This is a genomic window from Ectopseudomonas khazarica (assembly GCF_017915135.1).
GTDB classification, from domain to species: domain Bacteria; phylum Pseudomonadota; class Gammaproteobacteria; order Pseudomonadales; family Pseudomonadaceae; genus Aquipseudomonas; species Aquipseudomonas khazarica.
Window position 1 is genome coordinate 896,697 of record NZ_CP068551.1, and the last position, 19,441, is coordinate 916,137.

A 19,441-nucleotide genomic window follows, 5' to 3' on the forward strand; every position below is an offset into this window, starting at 1 on the left:
GAAATTCCTCAGCGGGGTTCGGCTGCGCGGCCAGTGAAACGCTGCAGCACGCGGTAGATGGCTGTCAGTGCGCGATCCACCAGTGGTGTTGCGCGTTCGGGGGTGACGATGCGGGCCAGGCCCTTCTCCATTTCGTTCGCCAGTACGGTGAGCGGCTTGATCGCGACACGCTGACCACTGTTGTCGACGAACATGTAGTTGTGCGTGGTCGGGCTGAACCAGGAGAGTTTGAGCACGCGGCTCTGGCCGTTGCTGACGAATTCGAACCAGGTGCCGAACTCGACATCCGCCAGCTCCTTGGCCAGCGCCTGCGCACGTGTCGAGAGCGTGTTGCGTGACGGTGCCTGGCGCACCAGGTCGGCATCCTCGCCGAGCATGGCGCCCAGCGGGCTTTCCGGCAGGGTGGGGCTCAGTTGTGCGGCCAGTTGCGGCTGCTTGGCCTGCACGGCGTGCTGGCAGGCGACCAGGTCCTGCAGCAGGCGACGAATGCCATCTTCGTGGTAGCCGCCCAGCAACTCCAGGCCTTTGCGCAGGTCGCTGAGCATGGGCACGCGCAGCTCCTGCAGGCGCTGCGTGTCCGCCTCGTCCAGCGGGGTGCCGCTCCAGGCCAGTTGCTCGGCCACTTCGCTGGCCCGTCGCCATTCCTCGCTCTGTTCGCCATGGCGCAGCAGGACGAAGACCAGCACATCGGCCCAGGTCAGCTCGAGGAAGTTGCGGATGATCGCCGGCAGGTCGCGTTGCTCCAGGCAGCGCTGCACCACGTCCAGAGCCTGCTCGCGTGCGCCGAGCAGACGATCCCTGCCCTTGGCGGCCTCCACCGCGCGGCGCTCACGCAGCTCGACCTTGTGGCGCAGGGTGTCGACATATTCGTTGAACTCTTCGATCAGGCCGTCGAACAGCGCCAGGTCGCCGCTGAAGCCGTGAATCACACGCTCGACCACCCACTGCATCTTGGCCAGCAAGCCGCGCTCGTCACCCTCGCTGCCATACAGCACGCCGGCCTGGGCCATGGTGTTGAGCAGGCGCCGCGCCGGGTGGTGATGCTGGGTGAACAGCGCCTTGTCCATCAGGGCGATCTTCAGGTAGGGCGTATGCAGGTGCGACAGCGCGGTCTTGCAGGCGTCCGGCAGATTCTCGTCGTCGAGGATGAAGTCGAACAGCATGCCGACCAGGTCGATCACATCGGCTTCCTGCTCGGAAACCTTGCTTTCACCGGGCAGGCTGCTGTGGGATTCCAGCTGCTGTTGCAGATCGGCCTTCAGGCCCTCGACCGCCTGTGGCTTCTGCAGTCGCTGGGCCAGTTCGTGCGCCGACTGCTGTTGCATGCGGTTGAGCGCGGCGAGCAGCTCGCTGGCGCTGTAGGTCCGGCTGGCCTCACGCGGCGAGAAGCTGACGATGCTGCGCGTGCCGCCGAGCAGGGGGGCATCCGGATGACTGTGGCGATGTTCGTCCAACAGGCTGGACAGGCCGCTGAACAGCGCCGAGGGATCGCTCGGGGGTGGCGCGCTCAGATCGAGGTCGAGCAGCGCGGGCTCTGCGCTCGCCTGGGCCGCACCGGGTTTGCCGGCTGGCTGCGCTGGGGCGGGGGCTTCTGCCTTGGGTGCCTCCGGGCGGCTGACGCTCGGGTTGATCTGCGCGTTGTACTTGAGGTTGGGCAGCACGCCGGCATCGATCAGGCGCTGGTTGAGGGCGCCGTACAGCGAGTCCAGGCTCTGCATCACATGGCGATCGAAGAGCATGTAAAGGATGGTCTTGATCTGCAGCGGGAACGGGCAGGGCGCCAGTGCCTCGCGAAAGGCCTGGGCGATGGCCTGCGGGCCGAAGGGGTTGCTGTCTTCGCCGAGCTTCTGCCCGTTGTTGAGCAACGCCAGGCGCTGCTCCAGGGCGAACAGCTGCTGCGTGCAGCGGGCCTTGACCCGGCTGACCATGTTGGTGACTTGCAGGATCTCTTCGTAATCTTCGTTCTGCACCAGCTCCAGGTGCTCGGAGTCCAGTTGCGCGGCGCTCTGGCTCTGCAGCTTGCCGTCGAGGAAATCGGAGAAGTTGGTGGCGATCTGCTGATGGTAGCTGCGCTCGATCTGCGGGCGTTGCCGGCGTATCTCGCGCATGCTGTCGAAGAACAGCGTCTGCACCTTGTTGTTCTCGGCCTTCTCGGCGCACTCGAACAGGGTGTCGTCGACCTGGCCGAAGACGCCGTTGAGGTGCTCCGCCAGGCGATTCATCACCAGTTTGCGGCACGCCTGCACCAGGTCGCTGAAGCGCGGCTGTATGCCGCGGCTGGCGAGGCTGACCACCTTGGGGTGAATGGGGGGCTGGTCCTGGCTGCTCATGGACTGTCCTAACTGGCGTCGTCGTCTGGCGCGTCCTGCGTCGTGCCGCAGTTCGATGAAACATATAGTAGTCCATGCCCGTGCTGCAAAGCATTGTCGTAAAAGCAGTTTGCAGGGGTTGACAGGGAATTTTTGCTACGTAAAATGGCGCGCCTCAGCAGCGGCAACGCGAAAGCGAAACGCGGTTGAGGCTGGAATGTCAGTAGTTCCGCGATAGCTCAGTCGGTAGAGCAAATGACTGTTAATCATTGGGTCCCTGGTTCGAGTCCAGGTCGCGGAGCCAAATTCCAATCGGGGTATAGCGCAGTCCGGTAGCGCGCTTGCTTTGGGAGCAAGATGTCGGGAGTTCGAATCCCCCTACCCCGACCATATTTGGGTCGTTAGCTCAGTTGGTAGAGCAGTTGGCTTTTAACCAATTGGTCGTAGGTTCGAATCCTACACGACCCACCACCATTCGAAGAAGCCCGCCTAGCGCGGGCTTTTTCGTGTCTGGCGTTCGGGTGTTGCGGCGTGGTCACTCGCTTGTGTCTCTTCTCGCGCTTGCGGAGAGGGGGAGGGTATAAGCGGGGTATGGCGGCGCCGGTTTACCCTCTCCCGCCCTGCGGGCACCCTCTCCCATGAATGGGAGAGGGTCATCAGAAGGCCGCTCCGCGGCCGCTTTCAGTGCAGTTTCAAGCGCGGCTCGGTGCTGCGGCCGATGCGGTCGCTGAGCATCAGCAGTAGCGTGCGCGGCACGCCGTACAGCGCCATCTGGTGCATGCGATACAGCGACACGTAGAACACGCGCGCCAGCCAGCCTTCCAGCATCACGCTGCCGGTGAGGTTGCCCATCAGATTGCCCACGGCGGAGAAGCTCGACAGCGAAATCAGCGAGCCGTAGTCACGATAACGATACTCCGGCAGTGCCTGGCCGCTGATCTTCAGGCGCAGCGACTTGGCCAGCAGAGACGCCTGCTGGTGCGCGGCCTGGGCGCGCGGAGGGACGTTGCGCCCTTCGCTGCCGGGTTGCGGGCAGGCGGCGCAGTCACCGAAGGCGAACACGTCGTCATCCCGCGTGGTTTGCAGTGTCGGGCGTACCTGCAGCTGGTTGATGCGGTTGCTCTCCAGGCCATCCAGGTCCTTGAGAAAACCCGGTGCGCGGATACCGGCGGCCCAGACCTTCAGGCTGGCGGGGATGAAGTTGCCGTCGGCGGTCTTCAGGCCTTCGGCCGTCACTTCGCTGACGGCGGCGCCGGTCAGCACGGTGACGCCGAGTTTTTCCAGGGTCTTGTGCACCGGCCGGGCGATGCGCTCGGGCAGGGCCGGGAGAACGCGCGGGCCCGCTTCGATCAGGGTGATGCGCATGTCTTCGGGGCGAATCCGGTTCAGGCCGTAGGCTGCCAGCTGTTTCGCCGCATGGTGCAACTCGGCCGCCAGTTCCACCCCGGTAGCCCCGGCGCCGACGATGGCGATGTTGATCTGCGAGCCATCCTCGTGCTCGCTGGCGTGGGCGCGCAGGTAGTGGCTGAGCATGCGGCGGTGGAAGCGCTCGGCCTGCTCGCGGGTGTCCAGCAGGATGCAATGCTCGGCGGCGCCAGGCGTGCCGAAGTCGTTGGTGGTGCTGCCCACCGCGATCACCAGGCTGTCGTAGGCGATGCGCCGCTCGGGCATCAGCACCTGGCCGTCATCGTCCAGAGTGGGGGCCAGGGTGATGTGCTTGTCCGCGCGGTCGAGACCGGACATGCGGCCGAGCTGGAACTCGAAATGATTCCATTTGGCCTGCGCCACGTAGTTCAGTTCGTCTTCCGAGGAGTTCAGCGAGCCGGCCGCCACTTCGTGCAGCAGGGGCTTCCAGATGTGGGTGAGGTTGGCGTCAACCAGGATGATCCGGGCTGCGCCGCTCTTGCCCAGTTTTCTACCAAGGCGGGTGGCCAGCTCCAAACCGCCGGCGCCGCCGCCGACAATCACGATGCGATGGGACATGGAAAGTGCTCACAAGGCTTTGAAAAAGACGGTGTGAGTGCGAGAGGGCGAGCGCGAGGCAGCTCATAGCACCAGTCGACTCAGAAAGCGGCTCAGCAGGCCCAGGCCGATGACGGCGATCAGCACGATGGTGAGCAGGCGCCAGACGCGAAAGGGTTGACGCTCGACCTGATGCTGCGGCGCACTCAGGTACTGATCGACTTTCTGCTGGTCTTCGGGGCTCAGGCGGCTGGTCATGGAAGGGCCTCTGCGTGAATGCGGCTATTCTAGGCGCGCCCGCCAGCCTTGGCGAGCGTCGTTGTCCTGCGGGTCAGAAAGGTTGTCGAGGATTTCGACTTGTACGCTGTCGTCGAGGCGAATGATGCCGCCCTCGATCACCCGTGCGGTGATGCCGCCATGGCCGCGCATGGCCTGGAAGGTGCCACGGCCAAGGCGCTCCTCGAGGCGCGCACAGGGCTGGCACCAGCCAGTGGTCTGCAGGAGCGCCTGGCCGATGCGGAAATAGCGGCCCTTGAGGCTGAACAGGTTGATGCCGGCGACCGCGATATTGCGCCGTAGCTCGTCCGGCGGCAGCGGCGTGTCGCGGCCGAGCAGGGCGGCGACCACGGCCAGGTGCTCCCACTGGATCAGAGTGACCTGCCGTGCGTTGCGTGGTCCGGGGCGGCTGTGGTCGCCGGTCAGTCCGGCTTCACGGCGGGCCTCGACGGCTTCGACTTCGAGCATGGCTTCCCGTGCCTTGGGGCGCACGCCAATCCAGCGCACGCGTCCGCTTTGCGGCACATCGGCCAGCAGTTCCTGCAGCGGGTTCACAGGCCGATACCGATGTCGAACAGCACGCTGCGGCCCAGGTTGTGGCGCAGGAAGTCCGGGGCGTCCGGGTGGGCGAACAGCACGCGGGCGAAGCGCGGACCGACCAGCGACAGCGAGCGCCAGCCCTGGCGCAGGTACTCGGTGGGCGGTGGGAAATGGCTGTTGCAGTCCAGCACGGCCCGCTTGAGGCTGACGAACGCGACCAGGTCCAGCTCGCCCAGGTCAATGCCGCGCTCGCGGTAGTTGTGTGCCTTCTTGCGCAAGGTCGGGGCCAGGCGCGCCTGCATTTCGCTGGCGGGAATGCGTTTGGGGCGGGCTTCGCGGCGCACCAGCTGGCTCAGGGAGAAGGCACTGCGACGGCGTTCCAGCTCGGCTCGCCATTCGTCGTTGAGGCGCCGCCCCTCGTCGAGGACGAAGAACACTTCGAAGTTGGCCTCGCGAAACAGCACGTCGGGCGGTTCCTGGCCGCTCGGGTTGAAGTCGTCGCTGTGGTGGCGCACGTTCAGTGCCTGCAGCAGGCGCTGGCAGACCCAGCGTTCACGCTCCCATTTCCTGGCGTTGGAGAGGAAGGCGTTGGCCTGTTCGGCCTGGTGCGTGAGCAGACGCAGGTAGTCGGAATCGTCCATCACCGAAGCTTAGCCGTTGCACGGGGCGATGCGCCAGGTGTCTGAACAGGCGTTCCGAGGCGGTGTAGACTGCCTGGCAAACCCCGCGAGCGACGAACGGAAAGGAAGGTCGAGACCCCATGATCGCTTCTGAGCTGTTGGCGTTCAGCACATTGCTGGGCGGTTGGCTGATCTATGCACTGGCGCTGCTCTGGGCACTGGTGCGTGCGCCCTGGCTGGAGCTGTTCAGCGATCTGCGCCGTCAGCACCTGCTGTTCGGCACGATGCTGGGGTTGTTCCTGCTCTGGCTGGTGCGCCGCGATTTCGACTCGGGGCTGTCCTACCACTTCATCGGCATGACGGCGGTCACCCTGTTGCTGGACTGGCCCCTGGCGATACTGGCGGGCCTGGCGGCGCAGGTGGGGTTGCTGATCATGGGGCGTCTGGATCTGGCCGCGCTTGGCGTCAATGGCGTGCTGCTGGTGCTGATCCCGGTACTGGTGACCGAGCTGTGCGCGATGCGGGTGGAGCGCGCGCAGCCCCGCAACCTGTTCGTCTACATCTTCTTCTGTGGCTTCTTTCCCGCGGCATTGGCCACCCTGATGACCTTGCTCGGTGGCCTGGCATTGCTGTGGATGGATGGCCTGTACCCGATGCCGCCGTGGCTCGATGATTTTGCCGGGTACCTGTGGCTGGTGGCGTTTCCCGAGGCCTTCATCAACGGCACGATCGTCACGGCACTGGTGGTGTTCTATCCCGACTGGCTGGAGACCTTCAATCGCAGTCGCTACCTGCAGGCGCCCTGGAAGGAAGGCGATCGCGGCGAGTGAATGGCGCTGCATCGAGCGCCTGAATGGCGGGCCAGGCGTTGATGCGAGTCAATGCCCGGGCAGGGGCGTGCGCCATGCTGTGGAAAACCACGGGAGGCTACGGCATGAGCATTTACAAGTGGGCCAGAGACGCCCTTGGCGACGACCTGCGTGAGGCCGAGGCGCAGGGCTTCGATCGGCTGATGGCGCTGCGCGCGTTGCTGGCGGAGGTGGTGCAGCAGAACAAGGCGTCGCGCGACGCGCAGGAGCTGGCGCACGAGCTGCAGTTTCTTGCCGACAACCTCGACGAGGAGCGTGACTACGCCTTCATGCGTCCTTGAGCGGCAGCGGGGAGTCGTTTCGAGCGACGGGCTGCTCGGCCAGGCGGTTGCTGCTCAGTGCGGCCGCGTTGGCAGGTCGCCGCTGAACAGCTCGTCTTCCAGATTGTCGCCGGGGATGGCGTGTTCTTCCGCAGCCCAGGCGCCCAGGTCGATCAGTTTGCAGCGTTCGCAGCAGAAGGGGCGGTAGGTGCTTTCCGCTTTCCATTCGACGGGCGCGCCGCAGGTAGGGCATTGAACGGTGGTGGTCATGATTGGCCTCCGCGCAGGGTCAGATAGAAGGTATGCAGGCGCTCGACTTCCGCATCGAGCCAGGCCAGGTCGCGATCGTTGTTCAGCACGTCGTCGGCATGCCGCAGCCGCTCCTCGCGGCTGGCCTGTGCCTGCATGATGGCGCGTACCTGCTCCTCGGAGCTCTGGTCGCGGGCGATGGTGCGTTGCACCTGCAGGTCAGCGGGCGTGTCGACGACCAGAATACGCTGCGTCATATGGCGCTGGCCGGACTCCACCAGCAGTGGCGAAACCAGGATGGCGTAGGGCGACTCGGCGCGCGCCAGGACCTGCACGATCTCCTGGCCGATCAGTGGGTGCAGCAGGCTTTCCAGCCAGCGGCGTTGCTCCGGGTCGGTGAAGATCAGCTTGCGCAGCGCGGCGCGGTCCAGCTCGCCATTCGCCTGCAGCACCTCGCTGCCGAAATGCTCGGCGATCCTGGCGAGCGCCGGTCGTCCCGGCTCCACGACCCAGCGCGCCGCGTGATCGGCATCGACCACATGTACGCCGCGTTCGATGAAGCCTTGCGCCACGGCGCTCTTGCCGCTGCCGATGCCGCCGGTGAGGCCAAGTATCCAGGGTTTCATAACGCCGATGCGGTCCCGTGATTGCTTAAGGGCGCGATTGTAAGGGGGATTGCCGGGTGAGGCGAACAGTCAGTGGATACGTACCTGTTGGCGAGCGGATGAGCGTGTGTATCGCTGGCGAGCTGACTCCTGCAGGAGTCAGCGTCATGCAGTGCGGATCTTGGGGGCGGTATGGATTCCTAGAAGCCGGCGAACTTCAGGTAGCTGCCAGTGATCACATCGCCCCACAGCAGCGCGATCCAGCCGGCAATGGCCAGATAGGGGCCGAAGGGTATGGGCGTGCTGGAGTCGCTGCCGCGCATGCGCAGCAGGATCACGCCAAGTACCGCGCCAACCAGCGAAGACAGGAGGATGGTCAGCGGCAGAATCTGCCAGCCACCCCAGGCGCCAAGCATCGCCAGGAGCTTGAAGTCGCCGTAGCCCATGCCTTCCTTGCCGGTGACCAGCTTGAACAGCCAGTACACCGACCACAGGCTCAGGTAGCCGGCAATGGCGCCCCAGAGCGCGTCTTCCAGGCTGGTGAACAGGCCGAAGCTGTTGACGATCAGGCCCAGCCACAGCAGCGGCAGTACCAGAATGTCCGGGAGGATCTGGTGGTCTGCGTCGATCAGGCTCATCGCCAGCAAGCCCCAGCTCAGTGCCAGCATGGCGCCGGTCTGCCAGGTGAAACCGAAGTGCCAGGCGATATAGCCGGACAGCACACCGCAGGCCAGTTCCACCAGAGGGTAGCGCTTGCTGATGGGCGTCTTGCAGTTCGAGCATTTGCCGCGCAGGAACAGGTAGCTGATGACCGGCACGTTCTCCCAGGGGCGAATCTCATGCCCGCAACCAGGACAGCTGGAGTTCGGCAGCACCAGGTTGAAGGTTTCTGCTGGAGGTGCCGGCGGCATCTCCAGCACCTCGCGGGCCTGGGTTTGCCAGTCGCGCTGGAGCATCTTCGGCAGGCGGTAGATCACGACGTTGAGGAAGCTGCCTACCAGCAGGCCCAGCAGGAGGGCGCATAAAACAAAGGCCAGCACATGGCTGGCCAGAAAATCGATGACGAGCATTTAGACTACGGAACCCAGCTGGAAGATTGGCAGGTACATGGCGATGATCAGGCCACCGACCAGGACGCCCAGCACCGACATGATAATGGGCTCCATGAGGCTGGTGAGGCCGTCGACCATGTTGTCCACTTCGTCCTCGTAGAACGTGGCAACCTTTCCCAGCATTTCATCCAGGGCACCGGATTCCTCGCCGATGGCGGTCATCTGTACGGCCATTGACGGGAATACATCCGTCGTCCGCATCGAAAAGTTCAACTGCATGCCGGTGGAAACGTCTGCTTTGATCTTGTTGGTGGCGTTTTTGAATACCACGTTCCCGGTCGCGCCTGATACCGAGTCGAGTGCATCCACCAATGGTACGCCTGCAGCGAAGGTGGTGGACAGGGTGCGAGCAAAACGGGCAACTGCCGACTTATAGAGAATATCGCCAACGATGGGGAGTTTGAGTATTCCCCGGTCGATGGAGTCCCTGAACTTCTGCGAGCGTTTGTGCGCCTCCTTGAAAGCAACGGCGCCCGCAAAAAGAGCGATCAATACTACGAACCACCATTTCTGCATGGCTTCCGATATGCCTATCACCATCAAGGTGAAGGCCGGCAGCTCCGCACCGAAGTTGGCAAAGACGGACTGAAACTGCGGCACCACCTTGATCAGGAGGATGGCCGAAACAATGACTGCAACGACGATCACCGCAATCGGGTAATTCATTGCCTTCTTGATCTTGGCTTTCAGCGCTTCGGTCTTCTCTTTGTAGGTCGCGATGCGATCCAGCAGGTTTTCCAGGGCGCCCGCCTGTTCACCGGACTCCACCAGGTTGCAGTAAAGCTCGTCGAAATACTCGGGTTTCTTGCGCAGTGAGGCGGCGAAGCTGTTGCCCGCTGCAACTTCCTGTTTCACCTCGTCCACCAGCTTGCGCATGTTGGGGTTGTCGAAGCCCTCGGCGATGATGTCGAAGGATTGCAGTAGCGGTACGCCGGCTTTCATCATGGTCGCCATCTGCCGGGTGAACAGGGCGATGTCCATGGGTTTGATCTTCTTGCCTTTTCCGAACAGGGCGAGGCTGGACTTTCTGCGAACCTTGGTGGGGTTGATGCCCTGTTTGCGTAAGTGTGCCTTGACCATGGCCGGGTTCTGGCCGCTGATCTCCCCCTTTACGACGGCTCCACTTCTGTTCTTGCCTTCCCAGGTGAACGCGCTGGTTTTCAAAGCTTTCTGCGCCATGGTTAATCCTTGGTCACGCGGTTAACTTCCTCAAGGCTGGTAACCCCAAGCATGGCCTTGAGCAAAGCGGAGGTGCGTAAGTCATTAAAGCCGTCTTTACGCATCTGTGTGGCGATATCGATGGAATTGCCTTCTTCCATGATAATCCGCTGCAGGTCGGGCGTGTTTTTAACCACTTCATAAATACCGACACGGCCCTTGTAGCCGCCCTTGCAATTTTCACAGCCCACCGGGCCATAGATTTTGAAGGTGCCGATCTTGTCTGCGGGGAAACCTTCAGACAGCAGGGTCTCATGTGGTACGTCGATTACCTTCTTGCAGCTGTTACACAGTTTGCGTGCCAGACGCTGGGCGATGATCAGGTTGACCGAGGTGGCGATGTTGAACGACGGCACACCCATGTTGCGCAGGCGCGTCAGGGTTTCCGCGGCGCTGTTGGTGTGCAGGGTGGACATCACCATGTGTCCGGTTTGCGCGGCCTTCACGGCAATGGAAGCAGTGTCGAGGTCGCGGATCTCGCCCACCATGATGATGTCCGGATCCTGACGCAGGAAGGCGCGCAGTGCCTGGGTGAAGTCCATGCCCTGTCGCGGGTTGACGTTGACCTGGTTGATCCCCTCCAGGTTGATCTCCACCGGGTCTTCGGCGGTGGAGATGTTCACGTCTGGTGTGTTGAGGATATTCAACCCGGTGTAGAGCGACACCGTCTTGCCTGAACCGGTAGGTCCGGTCACCAGAATCATGCCTTGTGGTTGCTTGAGGGCGCTGAGGTAAAGCTCCTTCTGCTCTTCCTCGTAGCCCAGTGCATCGATGCCCATCTGCGCACTGGTCGGGTCGAGAATCCGCATCACGATCTTCTCGCCCCACAGGGTAGGCAGGGTATTGACGCGAAAATCGATGGCCTTGGTCTTGGAAATCTTCATCTTGATTCGGCCATCCTGCGGCTTGCGCCGCTCGGAGATATCCAGTGCCGCCATGACCTTCAGGCGTGCCGATATTCTCGGGGCAAGCTGGATCGGCGGGCGGGCCACCTCATGCAGCATGCCGTCCGTGCGAAAACGCACGCGGTAGGTCTTCTCGTAGGGCTCGAAGTGCAGGTCCGAGGAGCCGCCCTTGATGGCATCCAGGAGCATCTTGTTGACGAAACGCACCACGGGGGCGTCATCTGCGTCCGTGCCGCTTTCTGCATCTGCCTCGTCATCCGCGCTTTCGACATCCAGTCCGTCGAGATCGACGTCAGCCAGGTCATCCAGTGCGCTATTGGCCGCATCGAAAAGCTTGTCGATGGCATCGCCAAGCTTGTCGTCTTCGACCAGGACTGCTTCGGTGGTCAGACCGGTGCTGAACTGGATATCGGTAACCGCTTGGTGGTTAGTCGGGTCAGACAGTGCTACGAAGAGCTTGTTGCCTCTGCGCCATAGGGGAAGCACGCGGTGTTGGCGCATTAGCTTTTCGCTGACCAGATCCTTGGGTTGCCCATCTTTGTCGATCGCATGCAGGTCGAAAAACGCGACACCGAACTGCTCCGCAGCCAGTTCAGCCAAGGCGCGGCTTTTTACCAATCTGTTCTGCACCAGGTAGGTCACCAGCGGCAGCTTGTTGCGCTGGGCCTGCTGCTGGGCCTGCAGGGCGGTCTTCTCGTCCATCAATCCCGTTTGCGCCAGTTGCCTGGCCAGGCCGGAAAGGGAAATGCTCTCGTTCATTACATGCTCCACAAACAGTGCCTGCGTTATAGCGCAGTTGCAGATGGGCTGCCAAACGAGCGTGTCGGAGGTGACAAAAAATGGCAGTTAGTGCCGGCTAGCGTGGCTGGCATGAGAGATCGAGAGCGTCGCGGGGCCAGTAGCGTGCGTAAATCGTTGTTGGCACGTTGGCTGCATTGCTGGTGCTAGGTCGCTGGACCTGTTCATTCCTAGGAGAGAAATATGAAAGCTCAAATGCAAAAGGGTTTTACCCTGATCGAACTGATGATCGTGGTTGCGATCATCGGCATCCTGGCTGCCATCGCCATTCCGCAATATCAGAACTATGTTGCCAAGTCGCAGGTTAGCCGCGTAATGAGCGAGACTGGTGCTCTGAAGACTGCAATCGAAACCTGCATGATGGAGGGTAAAGACTCTTCTACCGATCCAGTGTGTGACCTGGGCTGGACTGATAGCAACCTGATTGGTGAAGGCGAGTCGGAAGGCTTTGATACTCAAGATGGCCTGGATGTAGAGATCAGCTTGGCAGATAACACTGCATCTGTCACTGCCACGTTCGGCGGTAACGCTTCTGCGGCAATTAATGACGAGACTCTTGCTTGGACTCGCAGCGACACCGGTACTTGGGCTTGCACAACTTCCGTTGAGGCCAAATACCGTCCTGCTGGTTGCGGTGCCAATGAAGCTGAAGAGTAATCATCACTGATTAGTCTGCTGACCTAAGAAGCCCCGCATTTTTGCGGGGCTTTTTTATAAATGGATCTATTCGTATCGTAGGTGCTAGGGAGTTTGCATGCTTTCAAGGCTGCTCAGTCTGTTCTTGCTAGTCGTGCTGGGTTCGCTGTTGCTGGGTGTGCCTGCCTATTTCTGGATCAGTGATCGACAGCAGGTCTTGCGCTTTTTATATCCGGTCCAGATTGCGGTTACAGCGCCTTCTCTCTCCTGTACTGCGGGTTCTCCTGCCTGGCTCAAGAAATCGGCTGGGTTTTCGATGCGAGATAACTCGGCGCCATCCGGTCAGTTGGCCTACGTATCGGCAGAGGGGGACGTATACGAGTGTCATTATGGCTGGAGCGGTTTTCCCCTTTTTTCACCCCGCGTAACCGAGCAAAGCCGCTTCCGCTATGCCAGTATGACTAAGGCGTTGACTGCCGATGCTGTACTACGCCAAGTGCGCGCTGGGAAACTCGCGCTGAGTGATCGTGTGCTGGATTTTCTATTGCCGGGCGTAGAGGTTGTCGATGCCCGTTTGCAGGCTGTAACGGTTGAGAACTTATTGCGCCATAGCTCAGGTTTTGACCGTCTGCGCTCGGAAGATCCGATGGTGGTTCGGAATCGTAGGCCTTGGTGCCCGTACACCGCTGAGCCGCTGGCTACCGTGCGCTTGGACTTTGTGCCGGGTGAGCGCTATGCCTACTCCAACCTGAATTATTGTCTCTTGGGTATGCTGCTGGAAAAGGTATCCGGATTGTCGTTCCGGGAGTTGATGGAGCGCGAGTATGGTTTGAGTGTGCGTGGAATACGCTTTGTCGACGGGCCGTACCTGAATGATGAAGTGAGCTATGACTTTCGTAATGGCGGCTTCTACGGCGAGAGTTACTGGCGCTATTTCGACTTCGGGGCGCTGTCATCTGCTGCAGGGTTGTCTGGTAGCGCTGCGGCTTTCGCATCTCTGTGGGCAGCGTTGCGTGAAGGGCAGAGTTTTCCCGTGACACAGGCCGTCGAGCAACCCATCTGCGAGCAGGAGCGCCTCCGAGGTTGCTACGGATATAGCGTATTTAGCTACCGAACAACTGGTGGCGTGCTTACCTTGCAGGTACAGCCAGGGTTTCTGTATGGCAGTCCTTCTTTGCTGCTGTTGGACGATCATGGTGGTATTACCGTATGGGTTGGTAGTGGTATGCGATACAAGGGGAGTTCGACCGATTACATGATTGACTTTATCTATAGGCAGTTGGACTCCTATTATGCCTTGGGTATGTCGCGATAATGCCCCAGGCTTACAGTCCAGCTCTAGACGGAATTCGTGCGCTTGCGGCATTGACCGTTGCGGTCTATCACGCTCATTTGCCTGGATTAACGGGAGGTTTTTTTGGCGTAGACGTTTTTTTCGTTCTGTCCGGCTATCTGATCACCCGTTTGCTGCTGTGCGAGAAGGCAAGTACTGGAGGCCTCCAGTTCGACCGTTTCATCATTCGTCGGGCGCGACGTCTGGTGCCGGCGCTGTTGCTGATGCTGCTGGCGTATCTGCTAGTAGCTCCGTGGCTGTTTCCTGACGTGGCCTTTGCCAAGCACGTACGCGACGCGTTCCTGTCGGCCACTTATATGGTGAACTACGCCACGGTTCTGGGGGCGCCGGTGGCCGTGCTGGGGAATGTCTGGAGCCTGGCAGTAGAAATGCAATTCTATCTACTTTGGCCGTTGCTGCTGCTTGCTCTGCTGCGCTTGCCCAGATCAATGGCGATGGGCCTGATATTTGTATTGTACGTATTAGTTACTGCTTTGCGTTGGTGGAGTAGCGAGCATTTTTCGCTCTGGGGGTTTTATACGCGCACGGAGACTCACAGCAGCGGATTGCTACTAGGGTGCTTGTTGGGCTATTCGGGGATGACCATTCATCGGTATTGGGCGGCTGTCGGTCTGCTCCTTTTGTTTTTCACCATGTCGTTTTTTAGCACGATGTGGATGCCCACTGTTCGATATGGTTTCACGCTGACAGAGGTAGGGGCGGCCTTGCTAATACTGGCCCAGCCCGCTTGGTTGGGGGCTGCGCCACTCGCTTGGCTAGGTCGCATGTCTTATGGCTTTTATCTGTGGCATTACCCGATCATGCGCATCGTCCGAGGTCGTGAGGGCTGGGAGTGGCCGGCAGTCATGATGCTGGGGGTAGGTCTCGGGCTGCTGTTCGCTGTGCTCAGCCATTACCTAGTCGAGCGCCGCTTTTACCAGCCTCGCTTTTCTGAGACGCGCAACACCTTGGCCTGATGCTTGCTGAGGAGTTGGTAAGGAGGGAATGTCCATGTGTCAAAATAGCAGAGGCTTTACACTGATTGAGCTGATGATCGTCGTGGCGATTGTTGGTGTTCTGGCGGCGATGGCCATTCCTGTATATCAGGATTACGTTGCGCGTTCGCAGGTGCACCGCGCGTATGCTGAGTTGGCGGCCTATAAAACCTCGGTTGAGGAGCGGCTGAGCAAGGGGCAGTACGTGATCAGCAATGCGGATCTGGGATATGTCGCATCCAGTGTCACTGTGGCAGCCTCCGGAGATATCGCCAGTTTTCTGAGTGACGGTTCAGGCTCTCTACAGGTGACAATTGGTGGCAGTGTCAGCTCGACTGTGTCAGGCGCTCAGGTCTCTATATTGCGTTCGGTGAGCGGTGTGTGGAGCTGCGATATAGACGAGTCAGGTGCTGGCGCCTGGAAAAGTTTCTATATGCCTCGGGGTTGCTTCTAGTCTGGAAGTTGTTCTGTCTGCTCGCTTCAAAGCGCCAACCGCATCGACAAGTCCACTGCCTTCACATCCTTGGTCAGCGTCCCCAGCGAGATGTAGTCCACGCCGGTTTCCGCGATCACGCGCAGGGTGCTGTCGGTGATGCCGCCCGAGGCTTCGAGTTTCGCGCGGCCGGCGGTGAGTTTCACCGCTTCGCGCATGTCCTCCAGTGACAGTTCGTCGAGCATGACGATGTCGGCGCCCGCGTCGAGGGCTTCGCGCAGTTCTTCCAGGCTTTCCACTTCTATCTCCACCGGCTTGCCCGGAGCGATCTGGTGGGCGGCGTTCACCGCCTGGGCGATGCCGCCGCAGGCGGCGATGTGGTTTTCCTTGATCAGGAAGGCGTCATACAGGCCGATGCGGTGGTTGTGGCAGCCGCCGCAGGTCACCGCATACTTCTGGGCCAGGCGCAGGCCGGGAAGGGTCTTGCGAGTGTCCAGCAGTTTCACCCGGGTGCCTTCGACCAGGTCGGCGTAGTGGCTGCAGCGGGTCGCCACTGCCGACAGGGTCTGCAGGAAGTTGAGAGCGGCGCGCTCTCCGCTGAGCAGCGCGCGTGCCGGGCCCTCCAGGCTGAACAGGGTCTGCTCGGCTTGGGCGCGCTCGCCGTCCTGCACCTGCCAGTGCACCGTGACCCGCGGATCGACCTGACGGAAGACCGCATCGACCCATGCCGTGCCGCAGATTGTCGCTGCTTCGCGGGTGATCACGCGGGCGCTGGCCAGTCGCTCCGCCGGAATCAGCTGGGCCGTGATGTCCCCGCTGCCGATGTCTTCGGCCAGGGCGCGGCGGACATTGGCTTCGATTTCGCTGCTGAGGTCGGCGAGGGTCAGGTTGGGCATGATCGGCTCCGGAGTAGGCGAGGGGCGATTATAGAGGCAGGACGGCATCGGGCTACAGCGCTCGCGGGCATCGCTTCGATCCATGGGTGACGAGCCGAGCTCTGCCCGACCGTCGGTGCGGCGTCACGCGGCTGTCAGCGGTAGTCTGTAGGCTCCACGGTCGTCGGGCAGTGGCTACCGTCTGGAGATGGCGTGTGGCTATCTGTGACCTGCATCATGTCTGTAGGAAAAATTGGCTTGGTATGGCTCGCAGCCTCCCTATAATGCCTTTACATTTTTCGTTATTGACGCCAGGCCTTTGACGTTAGGGATGACGCTCGGTTGACGCTGTGCAGACCAGGAAGCCCGGGTTCGGGCAGTCTGCGGGAGACTAGAATGAAGACCGACGCGAATGTGGTGCACCTGAACAAGGCCACCGCAGAGCAATCGCCAACTTCGCCGGTAGGAAGACTGCCCGTGGCGCTGATTCAGGTGCGTGACAAAGCCGCGCAACAGCTCAAGCAGAATCTGCAGAGTCTGTTCGACAACGCCGACGATACCCTCTTCGAGATGGCGGATCGGGCGACCAGCAATGCCGAGCAGAATGCCTTCTTCGAGGCCATGCGCGACCTGCGTCTCAAGCGCAAGACCATCGAGCGTGGTTTCCTGCAGAAGGTGTTCGAGTCTTTCGCCAATCTCAACCAGTACGAGATCGGCAAGCCGCAGCCTGCCCTGGATGCGGTGTCCCTGGACAGCCTCAGCCTGGTGCAGAACGACGAACTGGAAGAGACCGTGGCACTGGACGCCATGGTGGCCAAGGTCATGAGTCGTGACGCCGCAGCGCTGGGGCATCTCACCACGCGTCTCAACGCGGTGATCAGCAAGAAGCTGGATGACAAGAGCAACCCGCTCGGTCCGACCCTGCTCAGCGAATACTTCCTCGATGCCTGCAGCGGCCTGGGTGTCGAAATCAAGGTCAAGCTGATCATCCTCAAGCTGTTCGAGAAGTACGTCCTGGGCAGCTGCGACAATCTCTATGCCGAGGCCAACCAGGCGCTGGTCAGTGCCGGCGTATTGCCCGAGCTGAAATCCGCGCCACCGCGTCGCCAGTCGCGCCCGGCCGCCTCCACTTACGTGCAGTCCTCTGCCGAGGAAGGCATGCCGCTGCTCGAGGGGGCCGACCAGGGCGTGCAGGAAGTCTTCGGCGCGCTGCAGGACCTGTTGTCCCAGGTGCGTGGCAGCGCGATGCCGCGTCGCGCTCAGGTGGCCGATGCGCTGCCCATCACCAGCAACGACCTGATGCGCCTGCTCTCGCACATGCAGCAGCGCACGCCGGCGCAGATCAACCTCGACGATTTTGACCTGCGCAACCAGCTCGAGCACCTGCTCGAGCGTGCCAGTGCCAAGAGTGGCAAGGCGCGTGTGGTCGGTGAAGTCGACGAGGACGTGATCAACCTGGTGTCGATGCTGTTCGAGTTCATTCTCGACGACCGCACCCTGCCGGATTCGCTCAAGGCGCTGATCGGCCGCCTGCAGATCCCGATGCTCAAGGTCGCGGTGCTGGACAAGACCTTCTTCAGCCGTGGCAGCCACCCGGCTCGTCGCCTGCTCAACGAAATTGCCTCTGCGGCATTGGGTTGGGGCGAGCAGGACGACGCGCAGCGCGACAGCCTGTATCAGAAGATCGAACAGGTGGTGCAGCGTCTGCTGAACGATTTCGTCGATGACCCGGCGATTTTCTCCGAGCTGCTCGCTGACTTCATGGCCTTCACGGGCGATGAGCGTCGCCGCAGCGAGTTGCTCGAACAACGCACCCGTGATGCCGAGGAAGGCAGCGCCAAGGCCGAGCTCGCCCGTCGTCAGGTCGAACAGGCATTGAACGAGCGCCTGCTGGGCAAGACGCTGCCCGAGGTGGTGGTGCGCCTGCTGCAGGAAGCCTGGAGCAAGGTGCTGATGCTCACCTGCCTCAAGCATGGCGTGGAATCGCCGGAGTGGCAGGCTGCCCTGCAGACCATGGATGACCTGGTCTGGAGCGTTGCGCCGCACGAGGATCCGGAAGCCCGTCTGCAACTGCTGGAACTTGTCCCGGGCCTGCTCAAGGCTTTGCGCGAAGGCATGGCCAGCGCCGCCTTCGATCCCTTCTCCACCAGCGAGTTCTTCAGCCAGCTGGAAGTGCTGCATGTGCAGGCCTTCCAGCGCTTCAAGCGCGCCGCTGCCGAGGCCGAGGTCACGCCCGAGCAGGCCGAGGCCGTGCAGGCTGACGCCGGCGAGGGTGACCTCGAACTGCCGCTGCTGGAGTTGCCCGCCGAGGAAGCGGTGGTCGAGGACGCACCGGCGATGGTCGAGGTGGTCGAGGAAATCATCCTGCTGGCTCCAGGGCAGACCCGCCCGCAGGAGCCGGAAGTGATGTTGCCGGACGACGACGAGGCGCTGCTGCAGGTAGACAGCCTGCGTGTGGGCAGCTGGGTCGAATTCCAGGAAGACGAGGAGCACAAGCTGCGTTGCAAGCTGGCGGCCATCATCAAACCGACCGGCAAGTACGTGTTCGTCAACCGCACCGGCATGAAGGTGCTGGAGAAGAGCCGCAACTCGCTGGCCGTGGAGTTCCGTCGCAACGCCATTCGCCTGCTCGACGATGCGCTGCTGTTCGATCGCGCGCTGGAGTCGGTGATCGGCAACCTGCGCAAGCTGAAGAACGCCTGATCGATCGCCGGTGCGTGCGCTGTCCTCAGGGCACGCGCGCGCCTCCGGCGTGAGGCACTGCATGCCTCGTCCTGTGCCTGAGGGCGCACGACCCATTCGACATTTCCTGTCCCGCGCACATCCTGTTGCCGTCTCGCGCTTGGCCGTCCGGGTTGGCTGCTCTAGAGTGATGGCTCGCTCAGGAGTGTCACATGCAGCTCGACCCCTCAACCGGCTGGTTTCAGGGCATTCGTCATTGCCCATCACCCAACTTCAACGCCCGTCCCGACGGCGAGATCTCGCTGCTCGTGGTGCACAACATCAGCCTGCCGCCTGGACAGTTCGGTACCGGCAGGGTGCAGGCGTTCTTCCAGAACCGCCTGGCGACGGATGAGCACCCCTTCTTCTCCGAAATTGCCGACCTGCAGGTCTCTGCGCATTTCTTCATCGAGCGTGATGGCTCGCTGACGCAATTCGTCTCCTGCCTGGATCGCGCCTGGCATGCCGGTGTTTCCCGCTTCGATGGACGGGACAACTGCAATGATTTTTCGCTAGGTGTGGAGATGGAGGGGACCGATGACCAGCCTTACACTGACAGTCAGTACGCAAGGCTGACCGAGCTGACGCGCCAGTTGCTGGACGCCTACCCGGCCATCTCGACCCAACGCATTCGTGGGCACTGCGACATCGCGCCGGGACGCAAGACCGATCCGGGCCCCGCGTTCGACTGGCCACGCCTGTACGCCACATTGAAGGATTGAGGA

At 61.6% G+C, this 19,441-nt stretch carries 19 protein-coding genes and 3 tRNA genes; 11 read left to right on the top strand and 11 right to left on the bottom strand.

The annotated features are described in order from the left end of the window. Nucleotides 1–8: 8 nt before the first annotated feature. On the bottom strand, nucleotides 9–2,330 hold the full coding sequence (locus tag JLK41_RS04050) for a DUF1631 domain-containing protein (protein ID WP_210390426.1): 2,322 nt from the start codon (nucleotides 2,328–2,330) through the stop codon (nucleotides 9–11). A 207-nt stretch (nucleotides 2,331–2,537) separates the two neighbouring features. Here JLK41_RS04050 and JLK41_RS04055 point away from each other — a divergent pair. The 3 genes from JLK41_RS04055 (at nucleotide 2,538) to JLK41_RS04065 (ending at nucleotide 2,780) form a co-directional block, all read left to right on the top strand. Further along, nucleotides 2,538–2,613: transfer RNA gene (locus tag JLK41_RS04055), tRNA-Asn, on the top strand. A gap of 9 nt (nucleotides 2,614–2,622) precedes the next feature. Next, nucleotides 2,623–2,699 (top strand) — tRNA-Pro (locus JLK41_RS04060). Nucleotides 2,700–2,704: 5 nt separating this feature from the next. After that, nucleotides 2,705–2,780: transfer RNA gene (locus JLK41_RS04065), tRNA-Lys, on the top strand. Nucleotides 2,781–2,990: 210 nt separating this feature from the next. On the opposite strand, the gene JLK41_RS04070 is transcribed toward JLK41_RS04065, so the two are convergent. The 4 genes from JLK41_RS04070 to JLK41_RS04085 form a co-directional block, all read right to left on the bottom strand. Continuing rightward, a complete protein-coding gene (locus JLK41_RS04070; protein WP_037046213.1) occupies nucleotides 2,991–4,292 on the bottom strand; it encodes an NAD(P)/FAD-dependent oxidoreductase in 1,302 nt (433 codons plus the stop codon). A gap of 63 nt (nucleotides 4,293–4,355) precedes the next feature. Further along, on the bottom strand, nucleotides 4,356–4,529 hold the full coding sequence (locus JLK41_RS04075) for a DUF3094 domain-containing protein (protein WP_037046215.1): 174 nt from the start codon (nucleotides 4,527–4,529) through the stop codon (nucleotides 4,356–4,358). A 24-nt stretch (nucleotides 4,530–4,553) separates the two neighbouring features. Then, the gene (locus tag JLK41_RS04080) at nucleotides 4,554–5,102 is read right to left on the bottom strand and encodes an MOSC domain-containing protein (RefSeq protein ID WP_210390427.1); all 549 of its coding nucleotides are present in this window, start codon (nucleotides 5,100–5,102) and stop codon (nucleotides 4,554–4,556) included. Beyond that, a complete protein-coding gene (locus tag JLK41_RS04085; protein ID WP_037046220.1) occupies nucleotides 5,099–5,728 on the bottom strand; it encodes a DUF1780 domain-containing protein in 630 nt (209 codons plus the stop codon). Before JLK41_RS04085 ends, JLK41_RS04080 begins: the two co-directional genes overlap by 4 nt. A gap of 119 nt (nucleotides 5,729–5,847) precedes the next feature. On the opposite strand from JLK41_RS04085, the gene JLK41_RS04090 reads away from it, so the two are divergent. Beyond that, nucleotides 5,848–6,537, top strand: a complete 690-nt coding sequence (locus JLK41_RS04090; RefSeq protein ID WP_210390428.1) for an energy-coupling factor ABC transporter permease — start codon at nucleotides 5,848–5,850, stop codon at nucleotides 6,535–6,537. Between the two features lie 104 nt (nucleotides 6,538–6,641). Beyond that, on the top strand, nucleotides 6,642–6,857 hold the full coding sequence (locus tag JLK41_RS04095) for a hypothetical protein (RefSeq protein ID WP_047592473.1): 216 nt from the start codon (nucleotides 6,642–6,644) through the stop codon (nucleotides 6,855–6,857). Nucleotides 6,858–6,911: 54 nt separating this feature from the next. Here the strand turns inward: JLK41_RS04095 and yacG are convergent, their stop codons facing one another. From yacG to pilB, 5 genes are all read right to left on the bottom strand, one after another. Further along, on the bottom strand, nucleotides 6,912–7,106 hold the full coding sequence (yacG, locus tag JLK41_RS04100; protein WP_037046227.1) for a DNA gyrase inhibitor YacG: 195 nt from the start codon (nucleotides 7,104–7,106) through the stop codon (nucleotides 6,912–6,914). Beyond that, nucleotides 7,103–7,711 (bottom strand): dephospho-CoA kinase, encoded by a 609-nt coding sequence (coaE, locus tag JLK41_RS04105; protein WP_210390429.1) that lies wholly within the window; start codon nucleotides 7,709–7,711, stop codon nucleotides 7,103–7,105. The genes yacG and coaE overlap by 4 nt, the downstream gene beginning before the upstream one ends. 179 nt (nucleotides 7,712–7,890) lie before the next feature. After that, the gene (locus JLK41_RS04110; protein ID WP_179553430.1) at nucleotides 7,891–8,760 is read right to left on the bottom strand and encodes a prepilin peptidase; all 870 of its coding nucleotides are present in this window, start codon (nucleotides 8,758–8,760) and stop codon (nucleotides 7,891–7,893) included. Beyond that, a complete protein-coding gene (locus tag JLK41_RS04115) occupies nucleotides 8,761–9,981 on the bottom strand; it encodes a type II secretion system F family protein (protein ID WP_210390430.1) in 1,221 nt (406 codons plus the stop codon). It abuts the gene before it with no gap. Nucleotides 9,982–9,983: 2 nt separating this feature from the next. Further along, the gene (gene pilB, locus JLK41_RS04120; protein ID WP_210390431.1) at nucleotides 9,984–11,684 is read right to left on the bottom strand and encodes a type IV-A pilus assembly ATPase PilB; all 1,701 of its coding nucleotides are present in this window, start codon (nucleotides 11,682–11,684) and stop codon (nucleotides 9,984–9,986) included. Between the two features lie 222 nt (nucleotides 11,685–11,906). Here pilB and JLK41_RS04125 point away from each other — a divergent pair, with 222 nt between their 5' ends. The 4 genes from JLK41_RS04125 (at nucleotide 11,907) to JLK41_RS25325 (ending at nucleotide 15,141) form a co-directional block, all read left to right on the top strand. Beyond that, nucleotides 11,907–12,380 (top strand): pilin, encoded by a 474-nt coding sequence (locus tag JLK41_RS04125; RefSeq protein WP_210390432.1) that lies wholly within the window; start codon nucleotides 11,907–11,909, stop codon nucleotides 12,378–12,380. 97 nt (nucleotides 12,381–12,477) lie between these two features. Next, the gene (locus JLK41_RS04130) at nucleotides 12,478–13,674 is read left to right on the top strand and encodes a serine hydrolase domain-containing protein (protein ID WP_210390433.1); all 1,197 of its coding nucleotides are present in this window, start codon (nucleotides 12,478–12,480) and stop codon (nucleotides 13,672–13,674) included. Further along, entirely contained in the window at nucleotides 13,674–14,669 is a 996-nt protein-coding gene (locus JLK41_RS04135; RefSeq protein ID WP_210390434.1) for an acyltransferase family protein, read from the top strand. Before JLK41_RS04130 ends, JLK41_RS04135 begins: the two co-directional genes overlap by 1 nt. A gap of 34 nt (nucleotides 14,670–14,703) precedes the next feature. After that, nucleotides 14,704–15,141 (top strand): pilin, encoded by a 438-nt coding sequence (locus tag JLK41_RS25325; protein ID WP_280527687.1) that lies wholly within the window; start codon nucleotides 14,704–14,706, stop codon nucleotides 15,139–15,141. Between the two features lie 26 nt (nucleotides 15,142–15,167). On the opposite strand, the gene nadC is transcribed toward JLK41_RS25325, so the two are convergent. Continuing rightward, entirely contained in the window at nucleotides 15,168–16,016 is an 849-nt protein-coding gene (gene nadC, locus JLK41_RS04145; protein ID WP_047592432.1) for a carboxylating nicotinate-nucleotide diphosphorylase, read from the bottom strand. Nucleotides 16,017–16,391: 375 nt separating this feature from the next. On the opposite strand from nadC, the gene JLK41_RS04150 reads away from it, so the two are divergent. Then, a complete protein-coding gene (locus JLK41_RS04150; RefSeq protein ID WP_210390435.1) occupies nucleotides 16,392–18,698 on the top strand; it encodes a DUF1631 domain-containing protein in 2,307 nt (768 codons plus the stop codon). 191 nt (nucleotides 18,699–18,889) lie between these two features. Next, the gene (gene ampD, locus JLK41_RS04155; RefSeq protein ID WP_150608080.1) at nucleotides 18,890–19,438 is read left to right on the top strand and encodes a 1,6-anhydro-N-acetylmuramyl-L-alanine amidase AmpD; all 549 of its coding nucleotides are present in this window, start codon (nucleotides 18,890–18,892) and stop codon (nucleotides 19,436–19,438) included. The last annotated feature ends 3 nt before the right edge of the window (nucleotides 19,439–19,441 follow it).